Raw genomic sequence first — 25,912 nt, 5'->3', positions numbered from 1 at the left:
AGCCCGCTTCAACCGATTGATTTCATTGGTTTAAAGTTATAGAAATTCTTGTTCGCTGCCCGGACGGCACAGGTGGCCGGTAGTCCTTCACGACCATTTAATTTTCCTCCGCCGCGCAAGACTTCAGCGGATTACCAGCGTCAGCCGTTTGACTGGCTGAGCGTTCGCGGTCGTTGTCCTGAATGACCGAAAGCCTTGCGGTTCGCGGAAACAAAAACCCCGGCAAACCATGACCGGGGTTTATTCGAACAAGCGATGTCAATAACGATCCCGCGCGTCAGGCGACCCTTCAGGCCGTGCGATATAACGAGTGCGCAGACAAGGGCGCACCATGGGCCAGCTCGTCACGAAGCTCGGCAACCAGGTTCGAAATGTCACGGCTGCTCTTGATCCGGTCCAGCGATATGCCGGTTACCAGAAGATCAACGCGGCTGGAAGCGGGGTCGACGATCTGCACGGTCATCGAGTGATCGGGAGCCACGGTGCAGGTACAGCGCATCGGCAGGAAAGCACCTTCGACGATGCTTCGCAGCTCCAGGGTAGACAGTCCACTAGCGAGCATATCCATATCTCCATAATAATTGTGTAAGCGCTGCCAGACGCTGGCAGTTTTCAACGGTTGTCAGTTAAAACAATTGAAACGAGGCATACCATTGCCCGCCAATTAATTGTCGCCACTTACTTGGTCCGTCTCGCGTTTTATACCGTAGCCTTAGTGGCCGAGCAACGTGAGTGACAAGGACTGTTGATTTGTATCAATCTATGGCACTACAGCCTTCTCCGTCGAAAAAACGATTCAACCGAATGCTTTAGAGTAACTTTGGCTTAACATTCCGCTTTTGTTGCTTGCCGCTTTCTGCAGGCAGCGGCAAAAGCCGGACGAACGGTCGCCCATTTGCCATGTCTGCGAACGGCAAACGTCTTTCGCTCATGTGTCGATACACGGATGTTCAAGCGATGGAACACTCCGACGGCAGCCTGAAGTGTTTATCGGGAAAGGGAGGAGTACCGTCTGGTCTATCAATCCGCGGAGCGCGGCAGACGCAGATGGATGACGGCGACCCGGGCACCTTGCTTGTCGCGACGTTCTTCTATCAGATACGGCTTGAAGCCCATGCGCGGGTAAAACAGCAACCCCGGCACATTGTGGTTGTAACAGGAAGCCGTCAGCTCCTTGGCTTCATGCTTGTCGAAGGCGATGTCCATCATGCAGCTGATCATGTAGCGCCCTACCCCTCGGGATCGGGCGTGTGGTGCAATGATCACGTTGCCCAGCGCGCAACGTCCGCGAAATTCGCAGCGAGAGAAATTGGCATAGCCCACAACCTCGCCGTTCATCTCTATCACCGTGGAGTCGTAACGCGATTCCAGTGCGTCTCGCAGCTGAGACGGCGTGAAAGGGTAAACCGCTCTGGGAAACATGTAGAACAGTTCGTCGGCATTTTGCGGCAGTCCACAGACGACAGGAATGTCTTTTTCTTCCAGGGGGCGATGTAAAAACATTGAGCGGTAACCTTTTGAAGAAATTGAAGAAGCAGCGATACAGACTATAAGCGAAGCCGCAAAGTTCGCACTGTTTGTGCTCTGCAGATCAAGCCCGGGCCGTGCTGTTTGTAAGCAAAGGACGTAAGGAAATCAGTGCTGATAACAAACGGAACTAGGCGATCACAATATTGAAGCTACGCTTGAATCATATGTCGCAACTCATTGAACTCTGAGCCTTTAAGGGTGCGGCATTGCTTCACGAGCCATGACAACAAGCGTCGTGAAAACGAGCGAAAGCGGCTGCGCGGCGTCGACTTTAATCCGCAAGGAGTGAACGCATATGGTTTCTCCCAATGACACCTATGTCGGTGCCGAACAGCATGGTGGTAATGTCTCGGGGGTTTCCTGGGGCGCAATCTTTGCCGGAGCGGCGGCCGCCGCGATCATGTCGATGCTGCTGCTGATGCTGGGACTCGGGCTTGGCTTCTCCGCGGTTTCACCCTGGCCCGACGAGGGTGCCAGCGCCCAGACCCTGGGGATCTCGACCGTCATTTGGCTGGTGATCGTGCAGATCGTATCGTCCGGGATGGGCGGCTATCTGGCCGGCAGGTTGCGGGTGAAATGGGTCAACGTTCACGATGACGAAGTGTATTTCCGCGATACGGCGCATGGTTTCCTGGCCTGGGCGGTCGCAACGCTGCTGGCCGCCACGCTGATCGTCGGTTCGGCGGCAAGCGCCGTCGGCACCGGTGTTCAGGCGGGTGCCAACATGGCATCGGGCGTGGCGAGCGGTGCGATGCAAGCGGCTGGCGGCGCGGCGGAGAACGTCAGCGGTCAGGACTATTCGTATTTCGTCGACAGCCTGTTTCGTACCGATGATCCCGCTTCAGTGGATGACGACGCCGCCCATCAGGTCGTGCTGCGCATCTTCAGCCGTACGCTGGACAACAACGGACAGATCAGCCCGGAGGACCGCAGCTATCTGGCGAGACTGGTCGCGCAACGTACCAATCTGAGTCAGGCTGACGCCGAGCGTCGAGTCGATCAGGTCTACGGTCAGGCGCTGAAATCCGTCGAGGATGCCAAGAATGCAGCCAAACAGGCAGCCGATACCGCAGCCACCGTTGCGGCAGGCACTGCCTTGTGGACGTTCGTGACCTTGCTCTTCGGCGCTTTCTTCGCCAGCCTGGCTGCGATTTACGGCGGTCGCCGGCGCGATGCTTCGGTGACCAGTCCTGTTTACACCACCGCTCGTACTGCTCGCTGAATCCGGAGGTCACCCATGCGCTCGATATTGTTATGGATGCTCGGCATACCCATCCCGATCATCATCCTGATTGCCCTGTTCATGCACTGAGGTCGGGTCTGGAGGTCGCTTGCTCCACTGGAGTAGGCGACTTCGCCAGTGTGTCCCTGCCGAACAGCCACACCCCCATCACCGTGACAGCGTTCCCGACGATTGCCCAGCGGCTCACCGGCGCATCGAAGCTTGCGGCTGCCCATAGCAGGGTGATCGAAGGCACGAGAAACAGTGCGGCGCTGACCGCCTGCATCGAATAGCGTTGCAGGCATAGCCAGTAGAAGCCATATCCGCCCAACGTGGAAAATAGCGCAAGCCAGCCTATGCCTGTCAGGAACGGCGGATCGAGGGGTGGCATCAAGGAGCCTTCCTGCCACGCCAGCAAGGCGAAGACTGGCAGCGTCGCGCAGATCTGGATGAACAAACCGCCCATGGGGGGTACCTCACCGCCGCCAAATCGCTGTTGGCAAGCGCTCGACAAGGCTAGAAACAGCACGCTGGCCACCGGCAGCAACAACAGCCAGTATGCTCCGGTCTGCCCTTGCACGTCGGCGAACCCGGTGACCAGCATTCCAGCCACGCACACGGTCAGGCCTGTCAGCTGCGCCCGGCGAATGCGCTGGCCCGGAACGAATACGGCAAGGGAAACGATCGCCACCGGCAGCAGATTGGAGACCAGAGCGGCGGCGCTCGGGGCCAGACCCCATTCGATGGCCTTGGCGATGGGCGCGAGAAATCCGGTAATGGCGAACTGGCCGAGCAGCGCCTGCCCCATCGTGCGTTTGAAACCCAGTCGACGAACCGCAGCCACGCCCCACGGCGCCAGCACAGTGGCCGCCAGGACGAACCGCCAGAAACTGGCGAGCATGACCCCGCTGTGTTCCGCCGCATAGCGGTAGCCAATGAAACCGGAACTCCAGCTGATCGCCAGAGCTCCCAACAGGACGCCGGCAATCAGTCCGGGGCGTGATGCTTCCGTTTGTCGATTATCCATGCGTGCCTCCTGTTATCAGGTCTGACTCGATGGTATGAAGGCACAGGTAAATCAATCAAACGAAACTATCGGCATGAGTCATGCACATTTCTTCAACCAGCCATCACACGTTTGAAATCGATCTGCTGCGCACCTTTCAGGCTGTGGTCCGCTTCGAGCAGTTCCTGGCAGCCGCCAGCTACCTGAATCGCAGCCCGTCAGCGGTGAGCGTCCACATCAAACGCCTGGAAAATCTGGTGGGCGGGCGCCTGCTGGACCGCGATAATCAGCAGGTCATTCTGACGCCGCTCGGCAGGCGCTTCGCGTTGCAGAGCACCGAGTTGCTGCGCGTCCACGACCGCATGCTTGCCAGCTATTCCCAGGCTGGAATCCGCGGACGCGTGAGGCTGGGGATTTCGGACGAGTACGCCGAGCGCCTGCTGCAAGGTCTGCTCGCGCATCTCGCTGCCGGTTATCCGGATATCGAACTGGAGATCCAGGCCGGCACCAGCGGCAAGCTCAGGGCCCGGCTGGACAGCGGCCAGCTGGATCTGGCCGTGGTGGCGCAGCCCTTGTCCGAAGATGCCGCGCCCACGACGCCCCTGCAGCGCTTCGGAACCACCGAGCCGGTCTGGGCGGCCAGCGAAGACTTCAGAATGGATCGAGAAAAGCCGGTGCCATTGGCCTTGCACGCTGAAGGTTGCCCCTATCGCGCTGCGGCGCTGGACATGCTAGCGCAACAGGGCAAGCGCTGGCGCACCGTGTTGATGAGCGCGAGCATGACGGCGCTGGAAACCGCGGTCAGCGCCGGACTGGCGGTGGGCATTATCGATCGTTTTCGGCTAGGCCCGCGAATGCGGGTATTGAGTGCTGAAGAGGGCTTTTCGCCTTTGGGGTTGCATGAGATTCAGCTGATCGGCACGCCCGGTGAGGTCAGTGACGCGGTCGATATTGTCGGACGCCTGGCAGGCGAGCATTTTCGGCGCTAGCTGCAAGCGGAGCAATATCCTGTAACCGATCTATCGCGCGTAGCCTTGCCGGCACGCGGCAGAATCGGCATTTATGACATTTTGCTGACTGGACTATTCCTACATGCGGATATTCACTCTGGCTGGCCTGAAGGCGCGGCGCTTCACCTGGGCGTGCATGGTCGCGGTGATCGTGGGTCTGCCGGTCGGCTGCGCGGTGCTGCAACACAAGGAGCGGGAACTGGTGTTCCGTATCGAGCCCGGCACCGCCAGCTGGTACAGCGGCCTGCCCAGGGATGTGCAGGAACTGCAGCTCAAGGCGCCGGCATTCGGTGCCAACCAGAACATCCATGCATGGTGGTGGCCCGCGCCTGACAAGGACGCGCCCGCTGTGTTGTATCTGCACGGCTCGCGCTGGAACCTGACCGGGCAGCTGTTTCGCATCGAGCAACTGCGGGCGCTGGGTTTTTCCGTCCTGGCCATCGACTACCGGGGTTTCGGCCAGAGCCTGGGGCAATTGCCATCCGAAACGACTGTCTACGAAGACGCGCGTATCGCCTGGGAGCGCCTTGTACAGCTGCAACCCGACCCGCAACGACGCTTGATTTACGGGCACTCGCTGGGCGGCGCGGTGGCCGTGGACCTTGCCGCCGAACTGGGCCGTGACGCCGGGCGGTCCGACTCGCCGCCCCCGGTTCGTGGACTGATCATCGAGTCGACCTTCACCAATCTGGCCGACGTCGCCACTGCTCTTGCCAACACATCGCTGCCTGTGCGCTGGCTGCTGTCGCAGAAGTTCGACTCGCTGGACAAGATCGCCGACATCAACATGCCGGTGCTGATCGTCCATGGCACCGAGGATCGCTATGTACCCGCGCGGTTCAGCGAAGAGTTGTTCGCCGCTGCAAGGGAACCCAAGAACCTGCTGCTGGTGCCGGGCGGCACCCACAACAACAGCATGCGTCTGGGCCGCGATGCTTACAGCCAGGCCATCCGGACACTGCTCAGGACACCATTCAAGCCTACCCACGCCATCCAACCGGGCACGCCGCTGCATCCGGCGGGCTAAACCAGGATGATGCGCTGCCCCTGTCGATCCCGGGAGCCCCATTCGGCCTTCCCGTGACACCACTTCCCCCAGTAGCGCGCAAAGGCCCGGTCATGGACCGGGGGCGGCTGCGTGATCGGTCTGAACATAGTTCTCGGCTGCCCGCACATCCTACTCTGTGCCAGACGCGATGAGCCGCAGCCAACTCACTCGAGCAGGTCGGCGATCCAGCGGACGTGGCAAGTGACTTCCCGCAGCTTGTCTTCGGGCACCGCCTTTCGCGCCTTGCCGAACTGCTCCAGGGTTCGCTGCCTGAGACGCAGTACGCGCTCCCACTTGCGCAGAAATGCCGGACTGCGCGCCTGCAGCTGCAAGGGTCCGAAGAACAGCTCCTGCTCGCTGTAGGTCACCGGGCCTGAACGCTCGGCGACGATGATTTCGTAATCGAAACGGTTCTCCCGCAGGACGTCTTCGTGAAGGATGCGGTAGTCATTGTCCATCAGCCACTGGCGCAGCGGCTGCTCGCCGCCGTTGGGTTGCAGGATCAGCTGTTCCCGACCGTTCAGGCGCGCCTTGCCGCTGTGCAGAATGTCGCGGATCGTTTCACCGCCCATGCCGCACAGGCTGACGGCGGTAATCCCGTCGTCCGGCTTCAGGGCTTCCAGGCCGTTGGCGAGACGCACGGTGATTTGCTCCTGCAAATCGTTTTCCCGCACGGTACGCAGGGCGGCATTGAACGGTGTCAAGGCCACCTCGCCCGCCACGGCGGAAGCGATCATACCCCGGCGCATCAGCGCCACCGGCAGGTAAGCATGGTCGGAACCGATATCCGCCAGGTGAGCGCCTGCGGGCACTTGCGCGGCCACCCTCTCCAGTCGCATGGACAATGTCTGTTCGTTCAACTGCCACCCCTCGTTGTGACCGGCTTGATCACCGGCCCGAATCGGGGCGCGATTCTGTCGGGCATCGCCGCGCATATCAAATATTTGCGCTAAGAGGTCCTCTAAGACGCACTCAGTCGGCGGCTCATCCATGTCCGGCTGAAGGCCAGGACCTTCTGCGCCATGGTCGTGGGAAAGTGGATAAAGCCATGCGGGGATTCGGGCAGCACGTGCAATTCCGCGTTCGACCAGCGCCCAGCGATGCCCAGGGTGTCGTCACGCAGCGGGTCCAGCTCGCCAACGAACAGCAACGCCGGCGGGAAATCCGCGAAGTCACCGTACAGCGGCGACAGATGCGGCTGACGACGTTCCTGATCGCTCAAGCCCGGCGTGAGCAGACGCAAGGCATCGACCATTCCGGGGCCGTCCAGCACCAGGGTGTCCCGGCCGGCGGTTCGCACGCTCTCGCTGCCGGTCAGGTCATAAACCCCGTAGTACAGCACCGCGCCTTTTATCCTGTCGAACATCGCGGGTCGGGTCTTGAGCTTCAACAGCGTCGCCGCCGCTAGATGCCCGCCGGCGGATTCGCCGACCACCATGACCGGCAGCCCGGCGAATTTCTTGCAGTCCTCATTCAAAAGCCAGCAGGCTGCGGCAAAGCAGTCGTCCAGCAATCCCTCCAGGGGCGTCGAGACCGCCAGCCGGTAATCCACGGACACCACGGCCAGGCCGCACTCCTCGACCATCGCGATGTTGAAGGCATCGTTCATCTGCGCGTTGCCGATCACCCACCCGCCCCCGTGGAAGTCCAGTACCACGCCAACCGGTTTCACCTTGGGTCGGATGATCCGCACCCAGACCGGCACCCCGCCAGCGCTGACTTGCCTGCGCTCGGCATTCACTCCGCGTCGGGCCAGCTTGCCTGATGCGCCAAGCTGCCCGATGCGCAACAGGCCCTGAATCGCGAGGGGTGCCAGACGGTTGCGAATGCGGAAACGCGGCAGCCAGGCGAGCCTGCGATTGAAACGGCGCAGCTGGGCAAGTTCGGGTTCGGTGGGCTGAAGAGATTCGGAAGCGGACATTCGGACTCCTTGGACAGATGCTGCCTTTTTGACCTCACCGAGTTGCAAGTGTCAGCCCACCCGGCCCGAATCTTTGAACGCACCGGGACAGGCAATGACTAAACCCGGACAGGCCGTTCCAGTCCGCAGCGCGGGGCGGCAGTAGTTGACCAGGCTGCGAGAGCGGCCCGTCTGCAATGTCGGGTCGAGCCGCAGCCTCCTGAAGGGGGCTTCATGACTGAGGATTTCGTAGGATTTTTCACGGACTACAGGGTTTTGGGAATCACGCTGGCGAACTGGATATTCGCCTTGTGTGTCACCGCTCTGAGCTACACCCTGGCCAGACTGGCGATTCGCTTCGTCTTCAAGCGGATCGAAACCAAAGCCACCCCGACCAACGGTCATCTGCGCTCGATTGCAGCCCATGTCCTTTCCGCTACCAGCCACACACTGCTTCTGCTGGCTTCGATTCTGATCGGGGTCGGCATCCTCGACCTGCCGGAGCGCTGGCTGACCCGCGTCAGCAGCCTGTGGTTCGTGGTCGCGGCCTTGCAGGTCGGACTCTGGATGAACCGCGCCATCGCCCTTGCCCTGCATCGCTACTTCGCGCGCCACAGCACCACCGGCGCGTTTCAGGCCAGCGCGCTGGCGACCCTGACCCTCTGGGGCGCCAAGGTCCTGCTCTGGGCCGTGGTGCTGCTGGCGATGCTGTCCAACGTCGGCGTCAACATCACCGCCTTCGTCGCCAGCCTCGGGGTCGGCGGCATTGCGGTCGCCCTGGCTGTGCAGAACATTCTGGGCGACGTCTTCGCGTCCCTGTCCATTGCCGTCGATAAACCCTTCGAGGTCGGCGATTTCATCGTGGTGGGTTCGCTGGCCGGTACGGTGGAGCACGTCGGGCTGAAGACGACCCGCATCCGCAGCCTGGGCGGCGAGCAGATCGTGATGGCCAACGCCGATATGATCGGCAGCACCATCCAGAACTACAAGCGCTTGCAGGAACGCCGGATCGTCTTCGAATTCCGCCTGACCTACGACTGCTCCGCCGAACAGATCAGGCAGGTCACCCAACGTGTCGAGTCGATCATCAAGAGCGAGAAAAAGGCCAGGTTCGACCGCTGCCATTTCCGCAGCTTCGGTGAGAACGCGCTGGAATTCGAGACCGTCTATATCGTCCTGGACGCCAGTTACAACGTCTATATGGACGTTCAGCAGGCGATCAATCTGCAGATCATGGAAGCGATCGCCGAACTGGAGGCCAATTTCGCCTTCCCTTCGCGTACTGTGTACGTCGCTTCGGTGCCCGATTCCATGAAGCCCAGAGTGGCGGTACAACAGGTGTCCCGCTCCGAGCACGCTTGAGGACAGTCGTACTGCGCGGCGCCTCACAGGTTTGCGGGCCAGGGCTTGGAGAAGCCCTGGCCCGCCTGTAGAATCCGCCCTTTTTTTGCCCGGGCCTCGCCATGCAACCAGCCAACACCACGACCACCACGCCCGCCAGCCGTGGCGATGAACTGATTTACGGTCTCGAAGATCGTCCTCGGCCGGTGGTAGCGGTGCTCGCCGCGCTGCAGCACTTGCTGGCGATCATCGTGCCGATCGTGACCCCCGCGCTGCTGATCTGCCAGGCGCTGGGTGTTCCCGCCCGCGACACCAACCTGATCGTGTCCATGAGCCTGATCGTTTCCGGCATCGCCACCTACGTCCAGTGCCGCCGTTTCGGTCCGCTGGGCGCCGGCCTGCTGATCGTCCAGGGCACCAGTTTCAACTTCGTCGGGCCGCTGATTGCCGGCGGCGCCTTGATGGTTCAGCAAGGCACGCCCGTTGAAGCGGTGATGGCGGCGATCTTCGGCGTGGTGATCGCCGGCTCGTTCGTCGAGATCGGCATCTCGCGCATTCTGCCCTTCGTCAAGAAACTGATCACGCCGCTGGTAACCGGCATCGTGGTGCTGATGATCGGCCTGACCCTGATCAAGGTCGGCCTGATCAGCATGGGCGGCGGCTTCGGCGCGATGGCCAACGGCACTTTCGCCAACGGCGAGAACCTGCTGTTGTCGGGCGTGGTGCTGGCGGTGATCGTGGTGCTCAACCGGATTCCGCTGGTCTGGATGCGCAGCTGCGCGATCGTCATCGCCTTGCTGGTCGGCTACGGTCTGGCCGGCTATCTGGGCCGTCTGGATTTCACCGGCATGCATCAGGCCCCGGTGTTCCAGATCCCGACGCCGCTGCACTTCGGCCTGGGTTTCTCCTGGAGCCTGTTCATCCCGATGCTGGTGATCTATCTGGTCACGTCGCTGGAAGCCATCGGTGACGTCACTGCCACCAGCAAGGTCTCGCGCCAGCCGGTGGAAGGCCCGGTGTGGATGCAGCGGATCAAGGGCGGCGTGCTGGTCAACGGCGTCAACTCGCTGCTGGCCGGCATCTTCAACACCTTCCCCAGTTCCATCTTCGCGCAGAACAACGGCGTGATTCAGCTGACCGGCATCGCCAGCCGGCGCATCGGCGGCTGGATCGCCCTGATGCTGGTCTTGCTGGGCCTGTTCCCGGCGGTCGCGGGTGTGATCCAAGCGGTGCCGGAGCCAGTACTGGGCGGCGCGGCCATGGTGATGTTCGGGGCCGTCGCCGCCTCGGGCATCAACATTCTCGCGGGTATCCATCTGGATCGCCGTGCGCTGCTGATCATCGCCGTTTCCCTTGCCTTGGGCCTGGGCGTTGCGCAGGTACCGGAGTTCCTTGCGCACATGCCGGCCGCGCTGCGCAACGTGCTGGAGTCCGGTGTCGCCACCGGCGGCATCTGCGCGTTGCTGCTGAACTGGTTCCTGCCGCACCGGGAATGATTCTGCGCTACTGACCTACTGCCCTGCCCCATGAAAAAGGCGCCTCCTATGAGGCGCTTTTTTTGCCCGCCGACGCACGCCGCGGCTATTCGGCCTTCTTGCGCGATCTGAACGCGGCCACCTTCATGCGATTACCGCAGGTCGCCATGCTGCACCAGCGACGACGGTGGGATTTGGTCAGGTCGTGGAACAGCAGGACACAGTCATGCGCCTCGCATTGACGGACGAATCCGAACTTGTCGCTGGTGACCAGGCTGGCGAATGACTCAACCACGGGCGCCAGCAGGCTTGCCGCAGAGTAATTGCGCCGGCGGGACGTGACCCGATAGGCCCCGGCATCCCGATCCCATTCGAGTTCCCTGCGCGGATGCCCGGCTTCGAGGATGCGGTTGGCGACCGACAGATCCGCCGGCGTGCCGTTCATGGCGGCACGCACGCCGACTCCCAGACATTCGCGAAGCTGCCGGGCCAGCGCCAGCAGGCCGTCTGGCGTACTGCTCTGCACGGGGGTTCTCGCCTGCCCCGCTTTCTCCAGCCAGTCCAGCACGCTCTGATCATCTACAAGGCGATCAACGCGTTGGTCGTCAATTCCGTACTGCGTGTTGATGAAATCCAGCGCCAGGTTGTCGGCGATGAACAGTGTGTCGTTTGAAACAGCGTCAGGCAAAGTCATGGGCAGCCATGTAACCGATAAAAGATATTTGACAGGTTACCAAATCACTGAGTAACCTTCAAACACCACTTTCAAAGGTTACAAGTAGACCAGCCATGACATCCACCGTGAACACTGCGCAAGCCACGACCGACAAGGTTCATTACCGTTACGAGCAGGTCGGTGACGTGAACGTCTTCTACCGCGAGGCGGGAAACCCGCAGGCGCCGACCGTGCTGCTCCTGCACGGGTTTGCCGCGTCTTCGTTCATGTTCCGTGAACTCATTCCCGCGCTCGCCGACCGCTATCACGTGGTAGCGCCGGACCTGCCGGCCTTTGGCTTTACCGCGTCTGCGGCGAGAGGCGAGTACGATTACACCTTCGCTCAGCTGGCGGACACGATCGGGCGCTTTACCGAGCAGCTCGGCCTGAACCGCTATGCGCTCATGGTCCATGACTATGGCGCGCCGGTGGCGTGGCGGCTGGCCGTTGCGCATCCGCACAGGGTCACTGCGATCATTTCCCAGAACGGCAATGCCTACGAAGAGGGTCTGGCCAGTGGCTGGGCACCGATTCAGCGTTACTGGCAGGAGCCGACGCCGGAAAATCGCGCGGCGCTACACGAGTTCCCGACGCCTGCTTCGATCAAATGGCAGTATCTGGAAGGGGTGTCCGATCCAACGTCCGTGTCGCCGGACGGCTATACCCTCGAAGGGCTGCACATCACGCGGCCCGGCATGGCCGATATCCAGCTCGACCTACTGCTGGACTATGCCGCCAACGTCGCCCTGTACCCGACCTTCCAGGAATACTTCCGTACCTCGCGGCCACCGCTGCTGGCCGTCTGGGGGCAGAACGATCCGTTCTTCCTGCCGGCCGGCGCGTAGGTCTGGACGCGCGATATTCCCGAGGCCGATATCCGCTTCTATGACACCGGCCACTTTGCGCTGGAAACCCACGCCGGGGAAATCGTTCCGGTGATCCGGTCATTTCTGGACAGCCATCTCGGATGACCGCTCAGGCGGGTTGCGGCCGGTCGCCGACCAGATCGCTGCCCAGATAAAGCGCTCCGCGTTCGGACGAACAGAACATGGAGCGCAGGTTGTTTTCGATATTGCGGCACAGCTCGTCGGTGCGGATGCGGTGCTGACTGGTTCCGAACGGCGCCTGCAGATCGGTGCCGATCCGTTCCATCGCCAACAGCATGCAGCCGACCACGGTGGAGATCAGCGGCGTGAACCAGCCGAGGGTCGGGACCAGGCTCAGGGGCATGATGACGCAGAACAGCGTGCTGAACAGCCTAGGAAAATAGACGTACGGGTACGGCAGCGGCGTATTGGCGATGCGCTCCATGCCGCCCTGCCAGTTGGAAATGTCGACCATGGTCGATTCCAGTCGGGCCAGACGGATGCTATCGAGTCGACCGTCCTTGAACTGACGCGCGATCAGCTCGGCGGAGCCATTGAGAATATCGTTTGGCAGGTTGCTGGCACCGGCCAATTGCCGGATATCCTCCTCGCCCAGCAGCGCGTGTAGGCTTTGCGGATTCTTTTCCCCACGCAATTGCAGGCGCAGCGCATGCAGATAAGCGACATGGCGCTGAATGAGCCGGGCCTTGACCGGATTGGTCAGCGAGCCGTCGTCGTCGATCAGCGTCAGGACCTGCCGGCCGTAGCTGCGCGAGCTGTTGACCATCGAGCCCCACAGCGTGCGCGCTTCCCACCAGCGGTTATAGGCGCTGGAGTTTCTGAAACTGATCAGCACCACCAGCGCCGAACACAACAGCGTCAAGGGCATCAGCGGCAACTCGAATCCGTATCCCGACACGAGCATGGCATCGAGAGTGACCGCGACGTCCCATACCAGCAGCCAGAACAATGACCACCCGACATAAGTGATCGTCCGGGCCAGGCATTTCCATTTCATTCCCAAGGTGGATGTCATCGCTTCACTCCTGTATCAGCCGGACCAAGGCGGGCCTGCGCTCGACCCTGAGGAGGAGCCTACGCAGACAGGCTTAACCGCGGCTTAATCCCGCGCTGGACACGCACCGCGGCTGTTGCGCGAGCAAGCGCGCCTTGCCGGCAGCTTCCGGTTCTCAAGACGCCCACTTGCCCGCGACGGCCGTTGGCGGGTCTGCAGGTCATTCCCCCGCAATGAGTAGCGGGTTGTAGCCGCTGCGCTCGTAAGCCCCTTCCTCTGCCAGCATCATGTCCAGCGCAAGGCTCGCCAGGTCGTCGGCGATGGGTTCGGCGCGGCCGTGCAACTGGCGTTGCATCAGCTTGAGGTAGTGATGACAGTGCCCGCAGGCTTCAGCCTGAACCGGCAGGTAGGGTTTACCCTGATCGTTGTCCAGCCCGAGGTAGATCAGTTCGCCGCCGTGATCGCACAGGCTGCATCGCGCGCGTTCCAGATGCCACTGGGTCGCGCACAGGCTGCAATACAGGTACCGCACGCCGCTGCGGGGCGGGTCATTGTGAATCAGGCTGGCGACGGGCGCCGAACCGCAGGCCGGGCAGAGGCTCTGGGCCTCGCGCGCGGGTCGGTCCGGCGGACGCGGCAGGTTCAGCGCCAGCCGTACCCAGGTCACTTGCAAGGCTGCCGCCACCAGCGGCATCAGGCCGCGCCGGGCCTTTTCTCCGGGGCGGCCCCCAAGAAGGTCGTCCGCCAGGGTTTCCAGCTGCTCAGACGTGGCTCCCCGCAGAGCGCCCAGCAACGGCCGCTGCGCCTGCCCGACATGCAGATCCAGCGCGGCGAGAATGGCCTGCAGATCTGCCTGCCAGTCGACCACGCGTCGTAGTGTCTGATAACCCAGCGCAGGCAAGCCGTGTTCCAGCGCCTTGTCGAACGCGCCGGGCAGCGGGCGCCATCCCGCGTGCGCGGTGTTCAGCACCTGATCCTGAACCTGCACCAGCCGGGCCATGAAGGCGAGAAACTCGTCGAGTTCCGGAACCTGGGTGACCAGCTCACGCAGCCTGAACGCCCGCTGCCGAAACACGTCGGCGTCGGGAAGCAGCACATGGGGTGCGTCTGGCACACCAGTCGGGGCATTGCCGAATACGTGGTCCATGCGGTCTCGTCCCTTGCAAGGCAGGTTGTCAGCGTCGTTTTACGGATCGCGGGTCGACCGGGTCGCTCGGCCCTCCCGGCAATTGGGTATCGTCGCCCTTGCGCTCGCCGCGCACGATCTCCTCATACCAGAGCCCGTGATGGTGTCTGGCCCAGGCGCGCGTGACGCGCCCCTGGGTCATGGCGCGAATCGAGCCTTTGACCCAGATGGCCGAGTAGACATGAATGATCAGGGTCAGTATCGCGACGAAGGCCGCGTAGCCGTGGATCATCGCTGACCAGCGCAACAGTTCACGGGGCATTTCATCGGCGAAGTACGGCCGCCAGATGATGACCCCGGTGACCAGCAACACCGGCACGCAGGCGAGGAACAGCCAGTACACGGCCTTCTGCCCGGCGTTGTTCTGCCCTACCGGCGGCAGCTTTTCGTCCCGGTTGCTGAGCACGTCGCCGATCTGCTTCACCCACTGAATATCATACGAGCGCAACAGATTGGCACGCATGAAGCGTACAGCCTGGATAGCGAAGAACGCCGACATGACGACTCCGATCCACGGATGCACGATCCGGGTTTCGCCGGGGCCGCCGAACAATCCGGTCAGCCCGAAAAAAAACGGGTAGAACAGCGCCAGGCCGCTCAGGCTCAACAACACGAAACAGACCGCGATGAACCAATGGTTGACCCGCGACCACCAGCCATAGCGCAGGATGCCTTTCTGGACATTGGAATGACTCATGACCGCTCCTCCCCTCGCCGGTTTTCTTCAAGGGCCTCAGCCGATTTCTCTGGGTCGGGATCGTCCTCGGGTTCTTCCTTGGGTCCTTTGATGATGTAGTGGAAGAACCCCGCCATCACCGAGACGCCCAGCACAACCGACATCAAGGGCTTGGTCACGCCTTTCCACATCTGCACGACCGGGTCGATATGCGGGTCGCTGGGCAGCCCGCTGTAGATTTCCGGTTTGTCGGCGTGTTGCAGCACGTACATGACGTGGGTGCCGCCCACGCCCGCCGGGTCATAGACCCCGGCATTCTGGTAGCCGCGCCCCTTGAGATAGTCCACGCGCTGATCAGCGCGTTCGTGCATGGCTTCCTTGGTGCCGAACATGATCGCCGAGGTGGGACAGCTCTTCACGCAGGCCGGCTCCAGCCCATTGAACACCCGGTCCGAGCAGAGCGTGCATTTGTAGGCCTTGTTATCCTTTTTCGAAACCCGCGGAATGTTGAACGGGCAGCCCGCCACGCAGTAGCCGCAGCCGATGCAGTGCTCGGAGTTGAAGTCGACGATGCCGTTGGCGTACTGCACGATGGCGCCAGGCGCCGGGCAGGCTTTCAGGCAGCCGGGATCGGCGCAGTGCATGCAGTTGTCCTTGCGAATCAACCACTCCAGGTCGCCCTTTTCGTTCTCATACTCGCTGAAACGCATGACCTCGAAAGACGTAGGACTCAGGTCCTGAGGATTGTTGAAAGTGCCGTCGCACTCGCCGACTTCGTCGCGCAGGTCGTTCCATTCCGAGCACGCCACCTGACAGGCCTTGCAACCGATGCACAGGGATACATCGATCAGCTTGGCCACCGGTTCCACGCCGCCGCTGCGCATTTGCGGCGACTGTTCGGTGGTGGCCGAGCGCTGGATGAAATTCTGCGTATTCATTTGATCGCCGCGCATCAGGCAGTCCCTCCGATCTTTTCGATGTTCACCAGAAACGACTTGAACTCCGGTGTCTGGGTATTGCCGTCGCCCACCACCGGCGTCAGGGTGTTGGTCAGATGCGCCTTGCGCGCCACGCCGGTGTAGCCCCAATGAATCGGGATGCCGATCTGATGCACAGTGCGCCCGGCGACCTGCAGCGGCACCAGACGCTTGGTCACCACCGCCACGGCTTCGATGAAGCCGCGCTTGGAACGTACCCGCACCCGGTCACCGGCCTTGATTCCCAATTCGTTGCCCAACGCCTCGCCGATCTCCACCAGTTTTTCCGGCTGCATGATGGCGTTGAGACGCGCATGGGTCGTCCAGAAGTGGAAGTGTTCGGTCAGGCGATAAGTCGTCGCCGCGTACGGAAACTCCTTGTTGCTGCCGAACTGCGCACGGTCCTCGGCGAACACGCGGCCGACCGGGTTGTGCACTGCCAGCGGGTTGTCCGGATGCAGCGGGTTGCCGTCGATGGGCGATTCGAAGGGTTCGTAATGCTCAGGAAACGGCCCCTCGCCCAGCCATTCGCTGGAGAAGAAATGCGCGGTCCCGCTTTCGGTGAGAATGAAGGGGCCGACGTTGTCCGAAGGCGGCGCGGTGACCGGATAGTCCGGGATATCGGCACCCACCCAGCGTTCGCCGCTCCACCAGACCAGCCGTTTGTGCGCCCCCCAGGGCGTGCCGTCGGGCCTGGCCGACGCGCGGTTGTACAAGACCCGTCGATTCATCGGCCAGGCCCAGGCCCAGTTCAGCGTGGTGCCGTTGTTGAACGGGTCGGAGTTGTCGCGCCGATCCATCTGGTTGCCCTGTTCGGTCCAGGCGCCGGAATAGACCCAGCATCCGCAGGCGGTCGTGCCGTCGTTGCGCAACTCACCGAAGTCGTTGAGCAGCTGGCCCTTGGGACGGATGATCTTGCCGTGGCCGTCGTCGATGTCGGCGAGCGCCCGGCCGTTGTATTCCATCGCCAGCTCGTCGGCACCGGGCTCCTCCAGATCGCTGTAGCGCCAGGTCAGATTGAGGATCGGGTCGGGAAACGCGCCGCCCTCTTCCTGATAAAGCGTGCGCAGGCGGTTGAACAGCGCGCCCATGATCGCCGTATCGGCGCGCGCCTTGCCCGGCGGCGGCGCGGCGCGGAAGTGCCATTGCAGCCAGCGCGAGCTGTTGGTGATCGATCCGTTGTCTTCGGCAAAGCAAGTGGTAGGCAGGCGGAACACTTCGGTCTGGATCTGGCTCGGATCGACGTCGTTGAAGGTGCCGTAGTTTTTCCAGAACTCCCCGGTTTCGGTCGCCAGCGGGTCCATGATGCAGAGGAATTTGAGCCGCGACAGCGCGTCGTTCATCTTGGCCTTGTTGGGGAACGCGGCCAGGATATTGAAGCCCTGACAGAAGCAGCCCCTCATCTTGCCCTGGGTCATGTCGTTGACGGCGTAGAGCACGTCGTACAATGGCTCGCTGAGCTTGGGCAGCCAGTCATAGCACCAGTCATTTTCCCGGGTCGCCGCATCGCCCCACCAGGCTTTCATCAGGCTGACGAAGAAGCGGTCGTAATACTTCCAGTAGGACACCTGGTTGGGCAGTTGCGGCAGCTTGATGTGTTCCCTCATGTAGTCGTCGTAGTTCTGCAACTGCACGCCGGCCAGGGTCATGTAGCCGGGCAGCAGGTTCGACAGCAGGCCGATGTCGGTCAGGCCCTGGATATTGGAGTGTCCGCGCAAGGCATTGACCCCGCCGCCCGGCATGCCCATGTTGCCCAGCAGCAACTGCACCATGCAGCCGGTGCGGATCATCTGCGAGCCGATGGAATGCTGCGTCCAGCCCAGGGCGTAGAGGATGGTCATGGTCTTGTCCGGCGCGGCGGTCTGCGCCATCAGGTCCCAGAGCTGCACGACCTTGTCCCGCGGGATGCCACAGACAGTCTCGACCATTTCCACGCTGTAGCGGCTGTAGTGCTCGCGCATCAGCTGGAACACGCAGCGCGGATGCTGCAGGGTCGGGTCGACACGGACCTGGCCTTTTTCGTCCAGATCGAAGTTCCACTCGGCCTTGTCGTACTGGTGCCGTGCTTCGTCATAGCCCACGAACAGGCCGTCGTCGAAGCCGAAACCTTCCCTGACCAGATGGCTGGCATCGGTGTAGGCCCGCACGTATTCATGCTGGTAGCGGTCATTGTCGATCAGATACTTGATCAGCCCGCCCAGAAACACGATGTCGGTGCCGGTACGGATCCACGCATGATGGTCCGCCACCGCGGTGGTGCGGTTGTAACGCGGATCGATGGAAATCAGGATCGCGTTGTTGTGCTCCTTGGCGTGCATCACCCAGCGAAAACCCACCGGATGCGCTTCCGCCGAATTCCCGCCCATGGAGAGGATGACGTCAGCGTTGCGGATGTCGACCCAGTGGTTGGTCATGGCACCGCGACCGAATGAAGGGGCAAGACCTGCCACCGTCGGTGCGTGTCAGACGCGAGCCTGGTTGTCGACCTTGAGCATGCCCAGACTGCGGACGATCTTCTGGGTCAGGTACGCGGTCTCGTTGGTGCATGCGGAGGCCGCGACCATCGACGTCGTCATCCAGCGATTGACCAGGCGGCCCTGATCATCATGGGTTTCGAAATTTTTATCGCGGTCATCCTTCATCAGCCGGGCGATGCGGTCGAGCGCCTCTTCCCAGTCAATGGTGCGCCAGTGATCGGTGCCGGGCTCGCGGACCTGGGGATACTTGAGCCGCGATTCGCTCTTGATGAAGTCCAGCACGCCCGCGCCCCGTGGGCACAGTGAGCCGCGACTGACCGGATGGTCCGGATCGCCTTCGACGTGAAAGACCTCGTTGGCGACGTTGATCGCACTGTCGCCGCGGGTGTACAGCAACATGCCGCAACCTACCGAGCAGTAGGTGCACACGTTGCGGGCGACCCGGGCGCCACTGATCTTGAAGTAGCGGATCGATGCGATGGCTTCGTCGGGCGCGAAGCCCATCATGGCCATGCTGGAGGCGCCGACACCGGCGGCCCCCAACTTGAGAAACTGTCTGCGGGATACATTCACAGCCATGAGTCCTCCTCAACACTTCGGTTCGATGGCGGTTCCCTTGGGTTGACTGTAGTCCGCATCCCGACGAAACCTTGACCGGTGGTCGTGTGACGACCGAACAGTTCGCTGCCAGAGCCTGGCGGCGAGGTGAAATGGCGGAAGGCAGTGAGAGTCGAACTCACCCGGGAACGGCTGCCGTCCCCAACCGGGTTTGAAGCCCGGCCGCGCCACCGGACGCGAATGCCTTCCTGAAACCTTCAATGCTCCGTGGCCCAGGCCGTCAACAGCGCGCTGTCCGGGCGAATCCGTCGCCCCTGGGGCGTGCGACGGGTCAGCCCGACCCGGTCGAAATGCTCCAGCAACTGAACGCTGCGTTTGCGACCGATGCCCAACTGATCGCGAAAGGCCGCGATATGGATGACGCCGTCGCGTTCTTCCAGTTCCCGCGCCAGATGGGCCAACCGGACGAGCGTCGCCTGCGGGTAAAACAGGTCCTTGACCACCTGCTGCACTCGCCCCTGCCGCGCCAGCTTGCGCATCAGTTGCCGGACATGGCTTTCGGGATTCGCCGCCAGGGCCGCCATGTCGCGCACCCAGGGAGGTTCGAAGCCCGCCTCGACCAGCATCGGCAACAGCCGGTCATGCAGCCGCTGCTCTTCATCGCTCAGACTGACCCGATGCGCCGGCATGTGCAGCCAGGGCCCGCTGGCCTGGATCAGCCCATCGCTCAGCTGGCGTTCCAGCAGGGCGATGAACAAAGGTCGTTCCAGTTCGGGAAGCCCGAAGCGCCGCAAACGGTCGCGGTCAGGGCCGAGTTCATCAGGCTGCTGCTCATGGAAGCGCTGCAACGCGCCCCGCAGCCGTTCGCCCAGTTCGTCCCACAACGTCCGGTCGTACAAACGCGGACCGAGCCGGGTGTCGATCTGCAGCACCTCGGACGGCAGTACCCAGCCCGCGCGAGGCCGGTTGTACTGACGTTCCAGACGCGCGGCCTCCACGCCGTTCACGGCATGGCGCAGCAGCTCCGGCAGCGCCTTTTCCAGCCCCTCGCCGGACATGGCTTGCAACTGCGCCAGACGCCCGGGCGTGCGCCGTTGTCGGGCGGGTCCGAAGGGATCGATGACCCGAGCCCCGCCCAGGGTCCGGCGCGCCGATTGGTCACGCAGCACCACCGCATCGCCCCATACGGCATGGGCCGGCGCGTTGATCAGCAGCTGCGCCAGCGCTGTGGCGCCGGGCTGCAGGGTTTCCCCTTCGAGCAGTGCGACCCGGCCGGTGACATCCTGGGCCCCCAGATGCACATGCACCGGACTCCAGTGGCGCAATGCCCGCAGCTCGCTCGCCAGCACCCGCAGTTCGACGTCGATCCGCGTGGTCGGCGTGTGCAGCTCGGGCGCCAGCAACCAGTCGCCGCGCTGGATATGATTCAGCGCCAATCGCTCCCCGGCCAGGTTCACCGCGATCCGTTGCCCGGCGCGCGCGGTCTGTGCCGGACGGTTCTGGGCATGCAGGCCGCGCACCCGGACTGCCCGCCCGGACGGACTGAGCAGCAGTTCATCGCCGAGGCTCAGGTGCCCGGCCAGCGCGGTGCCGGTCACCACCACGCCGGCCCCGGCAACGCTGAAGGCCCGGTCTATTCCCATACGGAAATACCCTTCGGCATTGCGGGCGCGCAGGCGGCCGGCTTCTTCGATCAGAGCCTGACGCAGGGTCGGAACGCCCTCGCCGCTCAGGCTGGACACGACGAATCGCGGCGCGCCGGCCAAGGAGCCCGGCGCCATGAGCATCGCGATCTCGGCGTCGACTTCAGCAAGGCGCAGGGCGTCGACCCGATCGGCCTTGCTGACCGCGACCAGTGCCTGCTGCACGCCGAGCAGTTCGGCGATGGCCAGATGCTCGCGGGTCTGGGGCATGACGCCATCGTCGGCGGCCACCACCAGCAACAGCAGGTCGATGCCGAACGTACCGGCCAGCAGGTTATGAATAAAGCGCTCGTGCCCCGGCATGTCGATAAAGGCGGTCAGCGCACCGTCTTGCTCTCCGAGGTCGGTGTAGCGATAGCCGAGGTCGATGGTGATGCCGCGTTCGCGCTCTTCCCGGCGCAAATCGCCCTGCGCGCCGGTGAGCGCCTGCAGCAACGCGGTCTTGCCGTGATCGATGTGCCCGGCCATGCCGACGATCACGGCAGCTCCAGGCTCAGGTGCGCGAGCTGCGAAACCAGCGCGTCCTCATCGTCCAGTTGCCTGAAATCCAGCCACAGCGCGTCATCGGCGAGGCGGCCGATCACCGGGATCGGCAGACGGCGGAGCGCCTGCTCCAGTCGGCGAAGACTGCGTCCGCGCAGGCGCTTGGGTTGCAGCGCACGCACGCACAGACCGGCGCTGGGCAAACGGGCGACCGGCTGTGCGCCACTGCCGATCATGCTCTGCAGCGCTTCAACGCTGACGCTCCAGTCGTCTCCCAGCTGTCGGGCCAGCAGCGGCGCCAGTCTGTCGGCCTGCGCGCGGATTTCGGCCTGGGGTCGACTGAGCAGCCTCAGTGACGTCAGGCGCTGGGCGAGTCGATCCGGGTCGCGGTACAGGCCCAGTACGGCTTCGAGGGCGGCAAGGGTCAGTTTGTCGACGCGCAGGGCACGCTTGAGCGGGTTCTTCTTGATCTTTTCGATCAGTTCCCGGCGACCGACGATGATGCCGCATTGAGGGCCGCCCAGCAGTTTGTCGCCACTGAAGGTCACAAGGTCGGCGCCACTGGCCAAGGCCTGCTGCACGGTCGGTTCGGCTGGCAGCCCCCAGCGGGTCAGGTCCACCAGGGTGCCGCTGCCCAGATCCTCCAGCAGTGGCAGGCCGTGGGCATGGGCAATCCCGGCGAGTTCTTCGGTGGGCACCGAGGCGGTGAAACCCTGAATGCTGTAGTTGCTGGTGTGCACACGCATCAACAGGCCGGTGCGGGAGCTGATCGCGTTGAGATAGTCCTTGGCATGGGTGCGATTGGTGGTGCCCACCTCCACCAGCCTGACACCGGCGCGCGCCATGATGTCGGGAATGCGGAAGGCGCCACCGATCTCGATCAGCTCGCCACGCGAGATCACTCCCTCCTTGCGCGCGCCCAGGCTGTTGAGGGCCAGCAGCACGGCCGCCGCGTTGTTGTTGACCACAGTCACGGCTTCGGCGCCGGTGAGTTCGCGGACCAGCCCGGCAATCAGGTCGTCCCGGTCGCCGCGCTTGCCGCTGTCCAGATCGAATTCCAGATTGACCGGATAGCGCGCCGCGAGGGTCACGGCGTCGATGGCTTCGTCGGGCAGCAAGGCCCGCCCCAGATTAGTGTGCAGGACCGTACCGGTAAAATTGAACACCCGCCGTACTTGCGGCGCATGCCGCCGGGCCAGTCGCTCGGCAACGCGCCCGGCCAGCGCCGCGTCGCTCAGCTCGACGGCGCTCAGCGCGCCCTGATGCGCGGCCTCGCGCAGGTCGTCGAGCAACTCACGCAGGCCAGTCAGCAGTGCCGCACGGCCGTAACGCTGGGCCAGCGGCTCGCACTCGGCACTGCGCAGCAGCGCGTCGACCGATGGCAGACGCAGGCCCTGCCCCGCCGTCATGGGTGATGCGTTGAAAGACTCCATCGTGCCCGTCCGATCGCCAACATGGCCTTGAGCCTAGATCAGGAATCGGGCATCTGTCCCGCGCCTGCCCTGAACCGACTGTCGCCTGATGCGAAGCATCCCGTCACATGTCACCGCGCGGTCACATTGCGCTTCTAGCGTGCAGCAGACACACCCAGCGCATTGACCGGTATCGCTGTCCGGCTGTCGTCGCGCCGACTTGACCCTCTGGCGGGAGAAGCGTTTTGGAAATCGATATCTTCAAAGAGTTGCTGGTGCCCGTCATCGGCGGGCTGGGTATTTTCCTGCTCGGGCTGGAGTTCATGTCCGACGGGATCAACAACCTGGCTGCCAACCGCATGCGCGCCTGGCTGGCGAAACTGGCGGGCACGCCGGTGCGCGGGCTTGCCGCAGGCACCATGATCACTGGAGTCCTGCAGTCCAGTACCGCCATGACCGTGATGGTGGTCGGACTGGTCAACGCGGGGGTCGTCGGGTTGCGACCGGCGATCAGCGTCATCATGGGCGCCAACATCGGCACGACCCTTGGCAACGGCCTGATCGCCATGCCGCTCGGCCCGATAGGGCTGATCTCGGCGGGACTGTTCGCCCTGGTCTACGTGTTCGGCAAAAGCGACCGGACCCGAAACATTGCCCTCGCCATCATTGGCTTTTCGCTGATCTTCTACGGGCTGAACCTGCTGACCACCGGCCTCAAGCCGCTGCGCAACCTGCCCGAGGTCATGGAAGCCATCTCCACCCTGCAGGCCGCAAGCTATGCCGGTCTCGCAGTGTGCGTGCTCACGGCGGCGGGCATCACCGCGATGATCCACTCTTCCTCCGCCACCATCGGCATCGTGATGGGGCTGGGCGCGGCGGGCATCCTGGACTGGCAGACCGCCGTGGCCTTTTCGCTGGGTGCGGACCTGGGCACCACCATCACGTCATGGATGGCGTCGTTGAACCTGTCCAAGAACGCCAAGCGCGCCGCCTATGCGCACATTTCGTTCAATTTCATTGGCGTGGCGGTCATGTTTCCGCTGTTCTTCCTGTCGATGGACCTGTTGCAGTGGACCATGAGCCTGTTCGGCATGGACGTCACCCAATCGGTCATGGTCGACGGCAAGGAAAGCTTCCCGCTGGTGCCGGTGGCCGTCGGCCTGTATTCGATCGGCTTCAATATCTTCAACACGGCGCTGATGTTCCCGTTCATCGGCGTGTTCGACCGTATCCTGTCGCGCATCGGCGCCAGCCGCAGCGATGAAGAGGACTATGCCGTGCCGCGCTATCTGGACCGTTCCGCCCTCAAGGACGTCAACAGCGGCGTGGCGGCCGTGAGCAAGGAACTGGCGCGCTACACCCAGGGCGCGGGCCTGCTGCTGGCCGCTGCCCGAGGTCAGTCCGAAGCGCTCAAGGACGTCGCCGAGCACGAACACGCCCTCGATACCCTGAGCCAGGAAATTCGCGGCTACACCGCGCAGATGTTCAAGAACGACGTCAGCCCGCGTCAGGCGAACCTGCTCGCGCGGTTGATCGAGGAAGAGGATTTCAGCGCCAGCCTGACCGAGACGCTGTCGCAGATCACCCGGCGGATCGAGCGCCAGTTGTTCTCGGAAAACGGCCAGGCGATCGTCACGGCCGTGCTCGATATCGTCGAGCCCGCCGTCAAACAAGGTCCGCGCGGCGTTTATCTGCCGCATGCTCACGCGGCCCGGCTGGCGGAACTGCGCCAGCGTTGTCTGGACGAAACGCAGAAACTGAACTGGGACGAGCGAGGCGCAATCCTCACCCTGCTGGGCAGCGCCGCGCGGGCCCTGAGCCTGGTGCAGCACATCAGCGACGAACGCCTGTCGGTTTCCCGTGACCTGCAACATGCAGACCTGGCGCAAACCGCCGCGCAGACGCCGTCCGGCGCGCTGCCCCGGCCAGTGTGAGGTGGCCCATGTCCGATCTGCGATTGGCAACCCGTCGCCGGTTTCTGCAAATGACCAGCATCGGTCTGGCAAGTGCCTGCCTGATGCCCCAAGCCCTGGCTCAGGACGCCTTCGGCCAGGCGCTGATCAGAGGCGCGGGGTCCACCTTCGTGCTGCCGCTGGTCCAGCGCTGGCTGGCGCAATACCGCAGCGCATCGGCGGACGCCCGCTACGCCGCCGGCAACTCAGGGCTGGATGGCGACGCGCTGGGCAACGCCGCGCTGGACTACGAAGCCATAGGATCACAGGCGGGTCTGGCGCGACTACAAGCCGGAGCGGTCGACTTTGCGCTGAGCGAGCTGCCATTGTCGGCGCAGGAGCTCAAGCGCCTGAAGCTGATCCAGATTCCTGTGGTCGCGGGCGGGGTTGCCATCGCGATCCGGCTGCCGGGTGTTGAAGACCGGTTGCAGCTGGACGGCACGACCCTGGCCGCGATCCTGCGCGGGCGCATCACACGCTGGAACGATCCGGCCATCGCCACGCTCAACCCGGACCTCGCGCTACCCGATCAGGCGATTACGCCTATTCATCGCAAGGAAGGCTCGGGCACGACCTATACGCTGACCCGCTATCTGGCGACCCAGGATAAAGACTGGCGCGAAGCAATCGGCGTCGACGCCGTGGTGCGCTGGCCGACGGGCACCGCAGTGCGAGGCAGCGCGGGCATGGCGCACGCCCTGGCAGCGACCCCGGGCAGCATTGGCTATCTCGATGCGGTGCAAGCGCAGAGCAGCGGACTGAGCGTGGTGCGACTGAAAAACGCTGCAGGGATGTTCGTAGCGCCAGAAACCCCCGCCATTACCGCCGCGACCGAGGCGGTGCCCTGGCAGGCAGGTCGCGACGCCCAGCCTAGGTTCATCGATGCGCCGGGCGAAGCGAGTTACCCCATCGTCGCCACTGTCCTGGCAGTGCTGAACGAAGCATCTACATCCCGCGCGGACCGCCGCGCCCGTGCCTTTCTCGCCTGGGCGCTGGAAAACGGGCAGAGTAGTGCCCGGGAGCTGGGCTATGTCGCCCTGCCCGCCGGAGTCGCGCGGCAGGTGCGGGACCAGTTGCTGACGACGACCAGTGGTCTCCCTCGATCCTGAGTCAGTTGTTTTCCCACAGCTAGCGTATCGCCCACGTTACAAAACTCTCTCACCAAACCCGACAACGTTGCAGGCCTTGCCATATGGGCCTGTGCGCCCGCTCGCCGGGTCCGCCACAGCCGAGAAAAATTTCCATAGCCTATGAAAAACGTCAATCGTCTGGCGTTATTGAACAATCCTTGCGAACCGTCAATAAAGCTACTAACCCTAGTAGTCATCGCCTTCAGAGTCCCTGAAACGGCGGGTCACGA

The 25,912-nt window shown here is 63.1% G+C and carries 20 protein-coding genes, 1 tRNA gene and 1 pseudogene; 8 read left to right on the top strand and 14 right to left on the bottom strand.

What is annotated here, in order from left to right; genetic code table 11:
- Positions 1-289 precede the first annotated feature (289 nt).
- Both TRP66_RS16310 and TRP66_RS16305 read right to left on the bottom strand, forming a co-directional pair.
- Positions 290-562 (bottom strand): DUF1652 domain-containing protein, encoded by a 273-nt coding sequence (locus TRP66_RS16310; RefSeq protein WP_333404587.1) that lies wholly within the window; start codon positions 560-562, stop codon positions 290-292.
- A 458-nt stretch (positions 563-1,020) separates the two neighbouring features.
- Entirely contained in the window at positions 1,021-1,503 is a 483-nt protein-coding gene (locus TRP66_RS16305) for a GNAT family N-acetyltransferase (RefSeq protein ID WP_333404585.1), read from the bottom strand.
- A gap of 322 nt (positions 1,504-1,825) precedes the next feature.
- Between TRP66_RS16305 and TRP66_RS16300 the strand changes: the two genes are divergently transcribed.
- The gene (locus TRP66_RS16300; RefSeq protein ID WP_333404583.1) at positions 1,826-2,752 is read left to right on the top strand and encodes a hypothetical protein; all 927 of its coding nucleotides are present in this window, start codon (positions 1,826-1,828) and stop codon (positions 2,750-2,752) included.
- A gap of 79 nt (positions 2,753-2,831) precedes the next feature.
- Here TRP66_RS16300 and TRP66_RS16295 read toward each other — a convergent pair whose 3' ends face one another.
- Positions 2,832-3,779, bottom strand: coding sequence for a DMT family transporter (locus tag TRP66_RS16295; RefSeq protein ID WP_333404581.1), 948 nt, complete (start codon positions 3,777-3,779; stop codon positions 2,832-2,834).
- 80 nt (positions 3,780-3,859) lie between these two features.
- Here TRP66_RS16295 and TRP66_RS16290 point away from each other — a divergent pair, with 80 nt between their 5' ends.
- Both TRP66_RS16290 and TRP66_RS16285 read left to right on the top strand, forming a co-directional pair.
- Positions 3,860-4,747: a LysR substrate-binding domain-containing protein gene (locus TRP66_RS16290; protein WP_333404579.1), complete on the top strand. Its 888-nt coding sequence runs from the start codon at positions 3,860-3,862 to the stop codon at positions 4,745-4,747.
- A gap of 103 nt (positions 4,748-4,850) precedes the next feature.
- Positions 4,851-5,795, top strand: coding sequence for an alpha/beta hydrolase (locus tag TRP66_RS16285; protein ID WP_333404577.1), 945 nt, complete (start codon positions 4,851-4,853; stop codon positions 5,793-5,795).
- 185 nt (positions 5,796-5,980) lie between these two features.
- Here TRP66_RS16285 and TRP66_RS16280 read toward each other — a convergent pair whose 3' ends face one another.
- Positions 5,981-6,676, bottom strand: coding sequence for a tRNA (adenine(22)-N(1))-methyltransferase (locus TRP66_RS16280; protein WP_333404575.1), 696 nt, complete (start codon positions 6,674-6,676; stop codon positions 5,981-5,983).
- Positions 6,677-6,777: 101 nt separating this feature from the next.
- Entirely contained in the window at positions 6,778-7,737 is a 960-nt protein-coding gene (locus TRP66_RS16275) for an alpha/beta hydrolase (protein ID WP_333404573.1), read from the bottom strand.
- 213 nt (positions 7,738-7,950) lie between these two features.
- Between TRP66_RS16275 and TRP66_RS16270 the strand changes: the two genes are divergently transcribed.
- Together TRP66_RS16270 and TRP66_RS16265 are read left to right on the top strand one after the other, a co-directional pair.
- Positions 7,951-9,078 (top strand): mechanosensitive ion channel family protein, encoded by a 1,128-nt coding sequence (locus TRP66_RS16270; RefSeq protein ID WP_333404571.1) that lies wholly within the window; start codon positions 7,951-7,953, stop codon positions 9,076-9,078.
- Between the two features lie 101 nt (positions 9,079-9,179).
- On the top strand, positions 9,180-10,553 hold the full coding sequence (locus tag TRP66_RS16265) for a uracil-xanthine permease family protein (protein ID WP_333404569.1): 1,374 nt from the start codon (positions 9,180-9,182) through the stop codon (positions 10,551-10,553).
- Positions 10,554-10,638: 85 nt separating this feature from the next.
- Here the strand turns inward: TRP66_RS16265 and TRP66_RS16260 are convergent, their stop codons facing one another.
- Entirely contained in the window at positions 10,639-11,226 is a 588-nt protein-coding gene (locus TRP66_RS16260) for a CGNR zinc finger domain-containing protein (RefSeq protein WP_333404567.1), read from the bottom strand.
- A gap of 95 nt (positions 11,227-11,321) precedes the next feature.
- On the opposite strand from TRP66_RS16260, the pseudogene TRP66_RS16255 reads away from it, so the two are divergent.
- Positions 11,322-12,218: pseudogene (locus tag TRP66_RS16255) on the top strand (alpha/beta fold hydrolase).
- 4 nt (positions 12,219-12,222) lie between these two features.
- Here TRP66_RS16255 and TRP66_RS16250 read toward each other — a convergent pair.
- From TRP66_RS16250 to selA, 8 genes are all read right to left on the bottom strand, one after another.
- Complete coding sequence (locus TRP66_RS16250) at positions 12,223-13,149, bottom strand: bestrophin family protein (protein ID WP_333404565.1); 927 nt, start codon at positions 13,147-13,149, stop codon at positions 12,223-12,225.
- Between the two features lie 199 nt (positions 13,150-13,348).
- The gene (fdhE, locus tag TRP66_RS16245; RefSeq protein WP_333404563.1) at positions 13,349-14,275 is read right to left on the bottom strand and encodes a formate dehydrogenase accessory protein FdhE; all 927 of its coding nucleotides are present in this window, start codon (positions 14,273-14,275) and stop codon (positions 13,349-13,351) included.
- 28 nt (positions 14,276-14,303) lie between these two features.
- Positions 14,304-15,011, bottom strand: a complete 708-nt coding sequence (locus TRP66_RS16240) for a formate dehydrogenase subunit gamma (protein WP_333404561.1) — start codon at positions 15,009-15,011, stop codon at positions 14,304-14,306.
- Positions 15,008-15,943 carry a formate dehydrogenase subunit beta gene (fdxH, locus tag TRP66_RS16235; protein ID WP_333404559.1) on the bottom strand — a complete coding sequence of 312 codons (936 nt, stop codon included), beginning with the start codon at positions 15,941-15,943 and terminating at the stop codon, positions 15,008-15,010. Before fdxH ends, TRP66_RS16240 begins: the two co-directional genes overlap by 4 nt.
- Complete coding sequence (fdnG, locus tag TRP66_RS16230) at positions 15,943-19,017, bottom strand: formate dehydrogenase-N subunit alpha (protein WP_333404736.1); 3,075 nt, start codon at positions 19,015-19,017, stop codon at positions 15,943-15,945. Before fdnG ends, fdxH begins: the two co-directional genes overlap by 1 nt.
- A gap of 138 nt (positions 19,018-19,155) precedes the next feature.
- Positions 19,156-19,251: transfer RNA gene (locus TRP66_RS16225), tRNA-Sec, on the bottom strand.
- 8 nt (positions 19,252-19,259) lie between these two features.
- Entirely contained in the window at positions 19,260-21,185 is a 1,926-nt protein-coding gene (gene selB, locus TRP66_RS16220; RefSeq protein ID WP_333404557.1) for a selenocysteine-specific translation elongation factor, read from the bottom strand.
- The gene (gene selA, locus TRP66_RS16215) at positions 21,182-22,597 is read right to left on the bottom strand and encodes an L-seryl-tRNA(Sec) selenium transferase (protein ID WP_333404734.1); all 1,416 of its coding nucleotides are present in this window, start codon (positions 22,595-22,597) and stop codon (positions 21,182-21,184) included. Before selA ends, selB begins: the two co-directional genes overlap by 4 nt.
- 248 nt (positions 22,598-22,845) lie before the next feature.
- Between selA and TRP66_RS16210 the strand changes: the two genes are divergently transcribed.
- Together TRP66_RS16210 and pstS are read left to right on the top strand one after the other, a co-directional pair.
- On the top strand, positions 22,846-24,534 hold the full coding sequence (locus tag TRP66_RS16210) for a Na/Pi cotransporter family protein (RefSeq protein ID WP_333404555.1): 1,689 nt from the start codon (positions 22,846-22,848) through the stop codon (positions 24,532-24,534).
- 8 nt (positions 24,535-24,542) lie between these two features.
- Positions 24,543-25,661 (top strand): phosphate ABC transporter substrate-binding protein PstS, encoded by a 1,119-nt coding sequence (pstS, locus tag TRP66_RS16205; RefSeq protein ID WP_333404553.1) that lies wholly within the window; start codon positions 24,543-24,545, stop codon positions 25,659-25,661.
- Positions 25,662-25,912: the final 251 nt, after the last annotated feature.

It is taken from the genome of Pseudomonas sp. JDS28PS106, assembly GCF_036706555.1.
Classification (GTDB): Bacteria; Pseudomonadota; Gammaproteobacteria; order Pseudomonadales; family Pseudomonadaceae; genus Aquipseudomonas.
The sequence above is the reverse complement of the archived record's forward strand: the minus strand, read 5'-3'. Positions and strand labels throughout refer to the sequence as shown.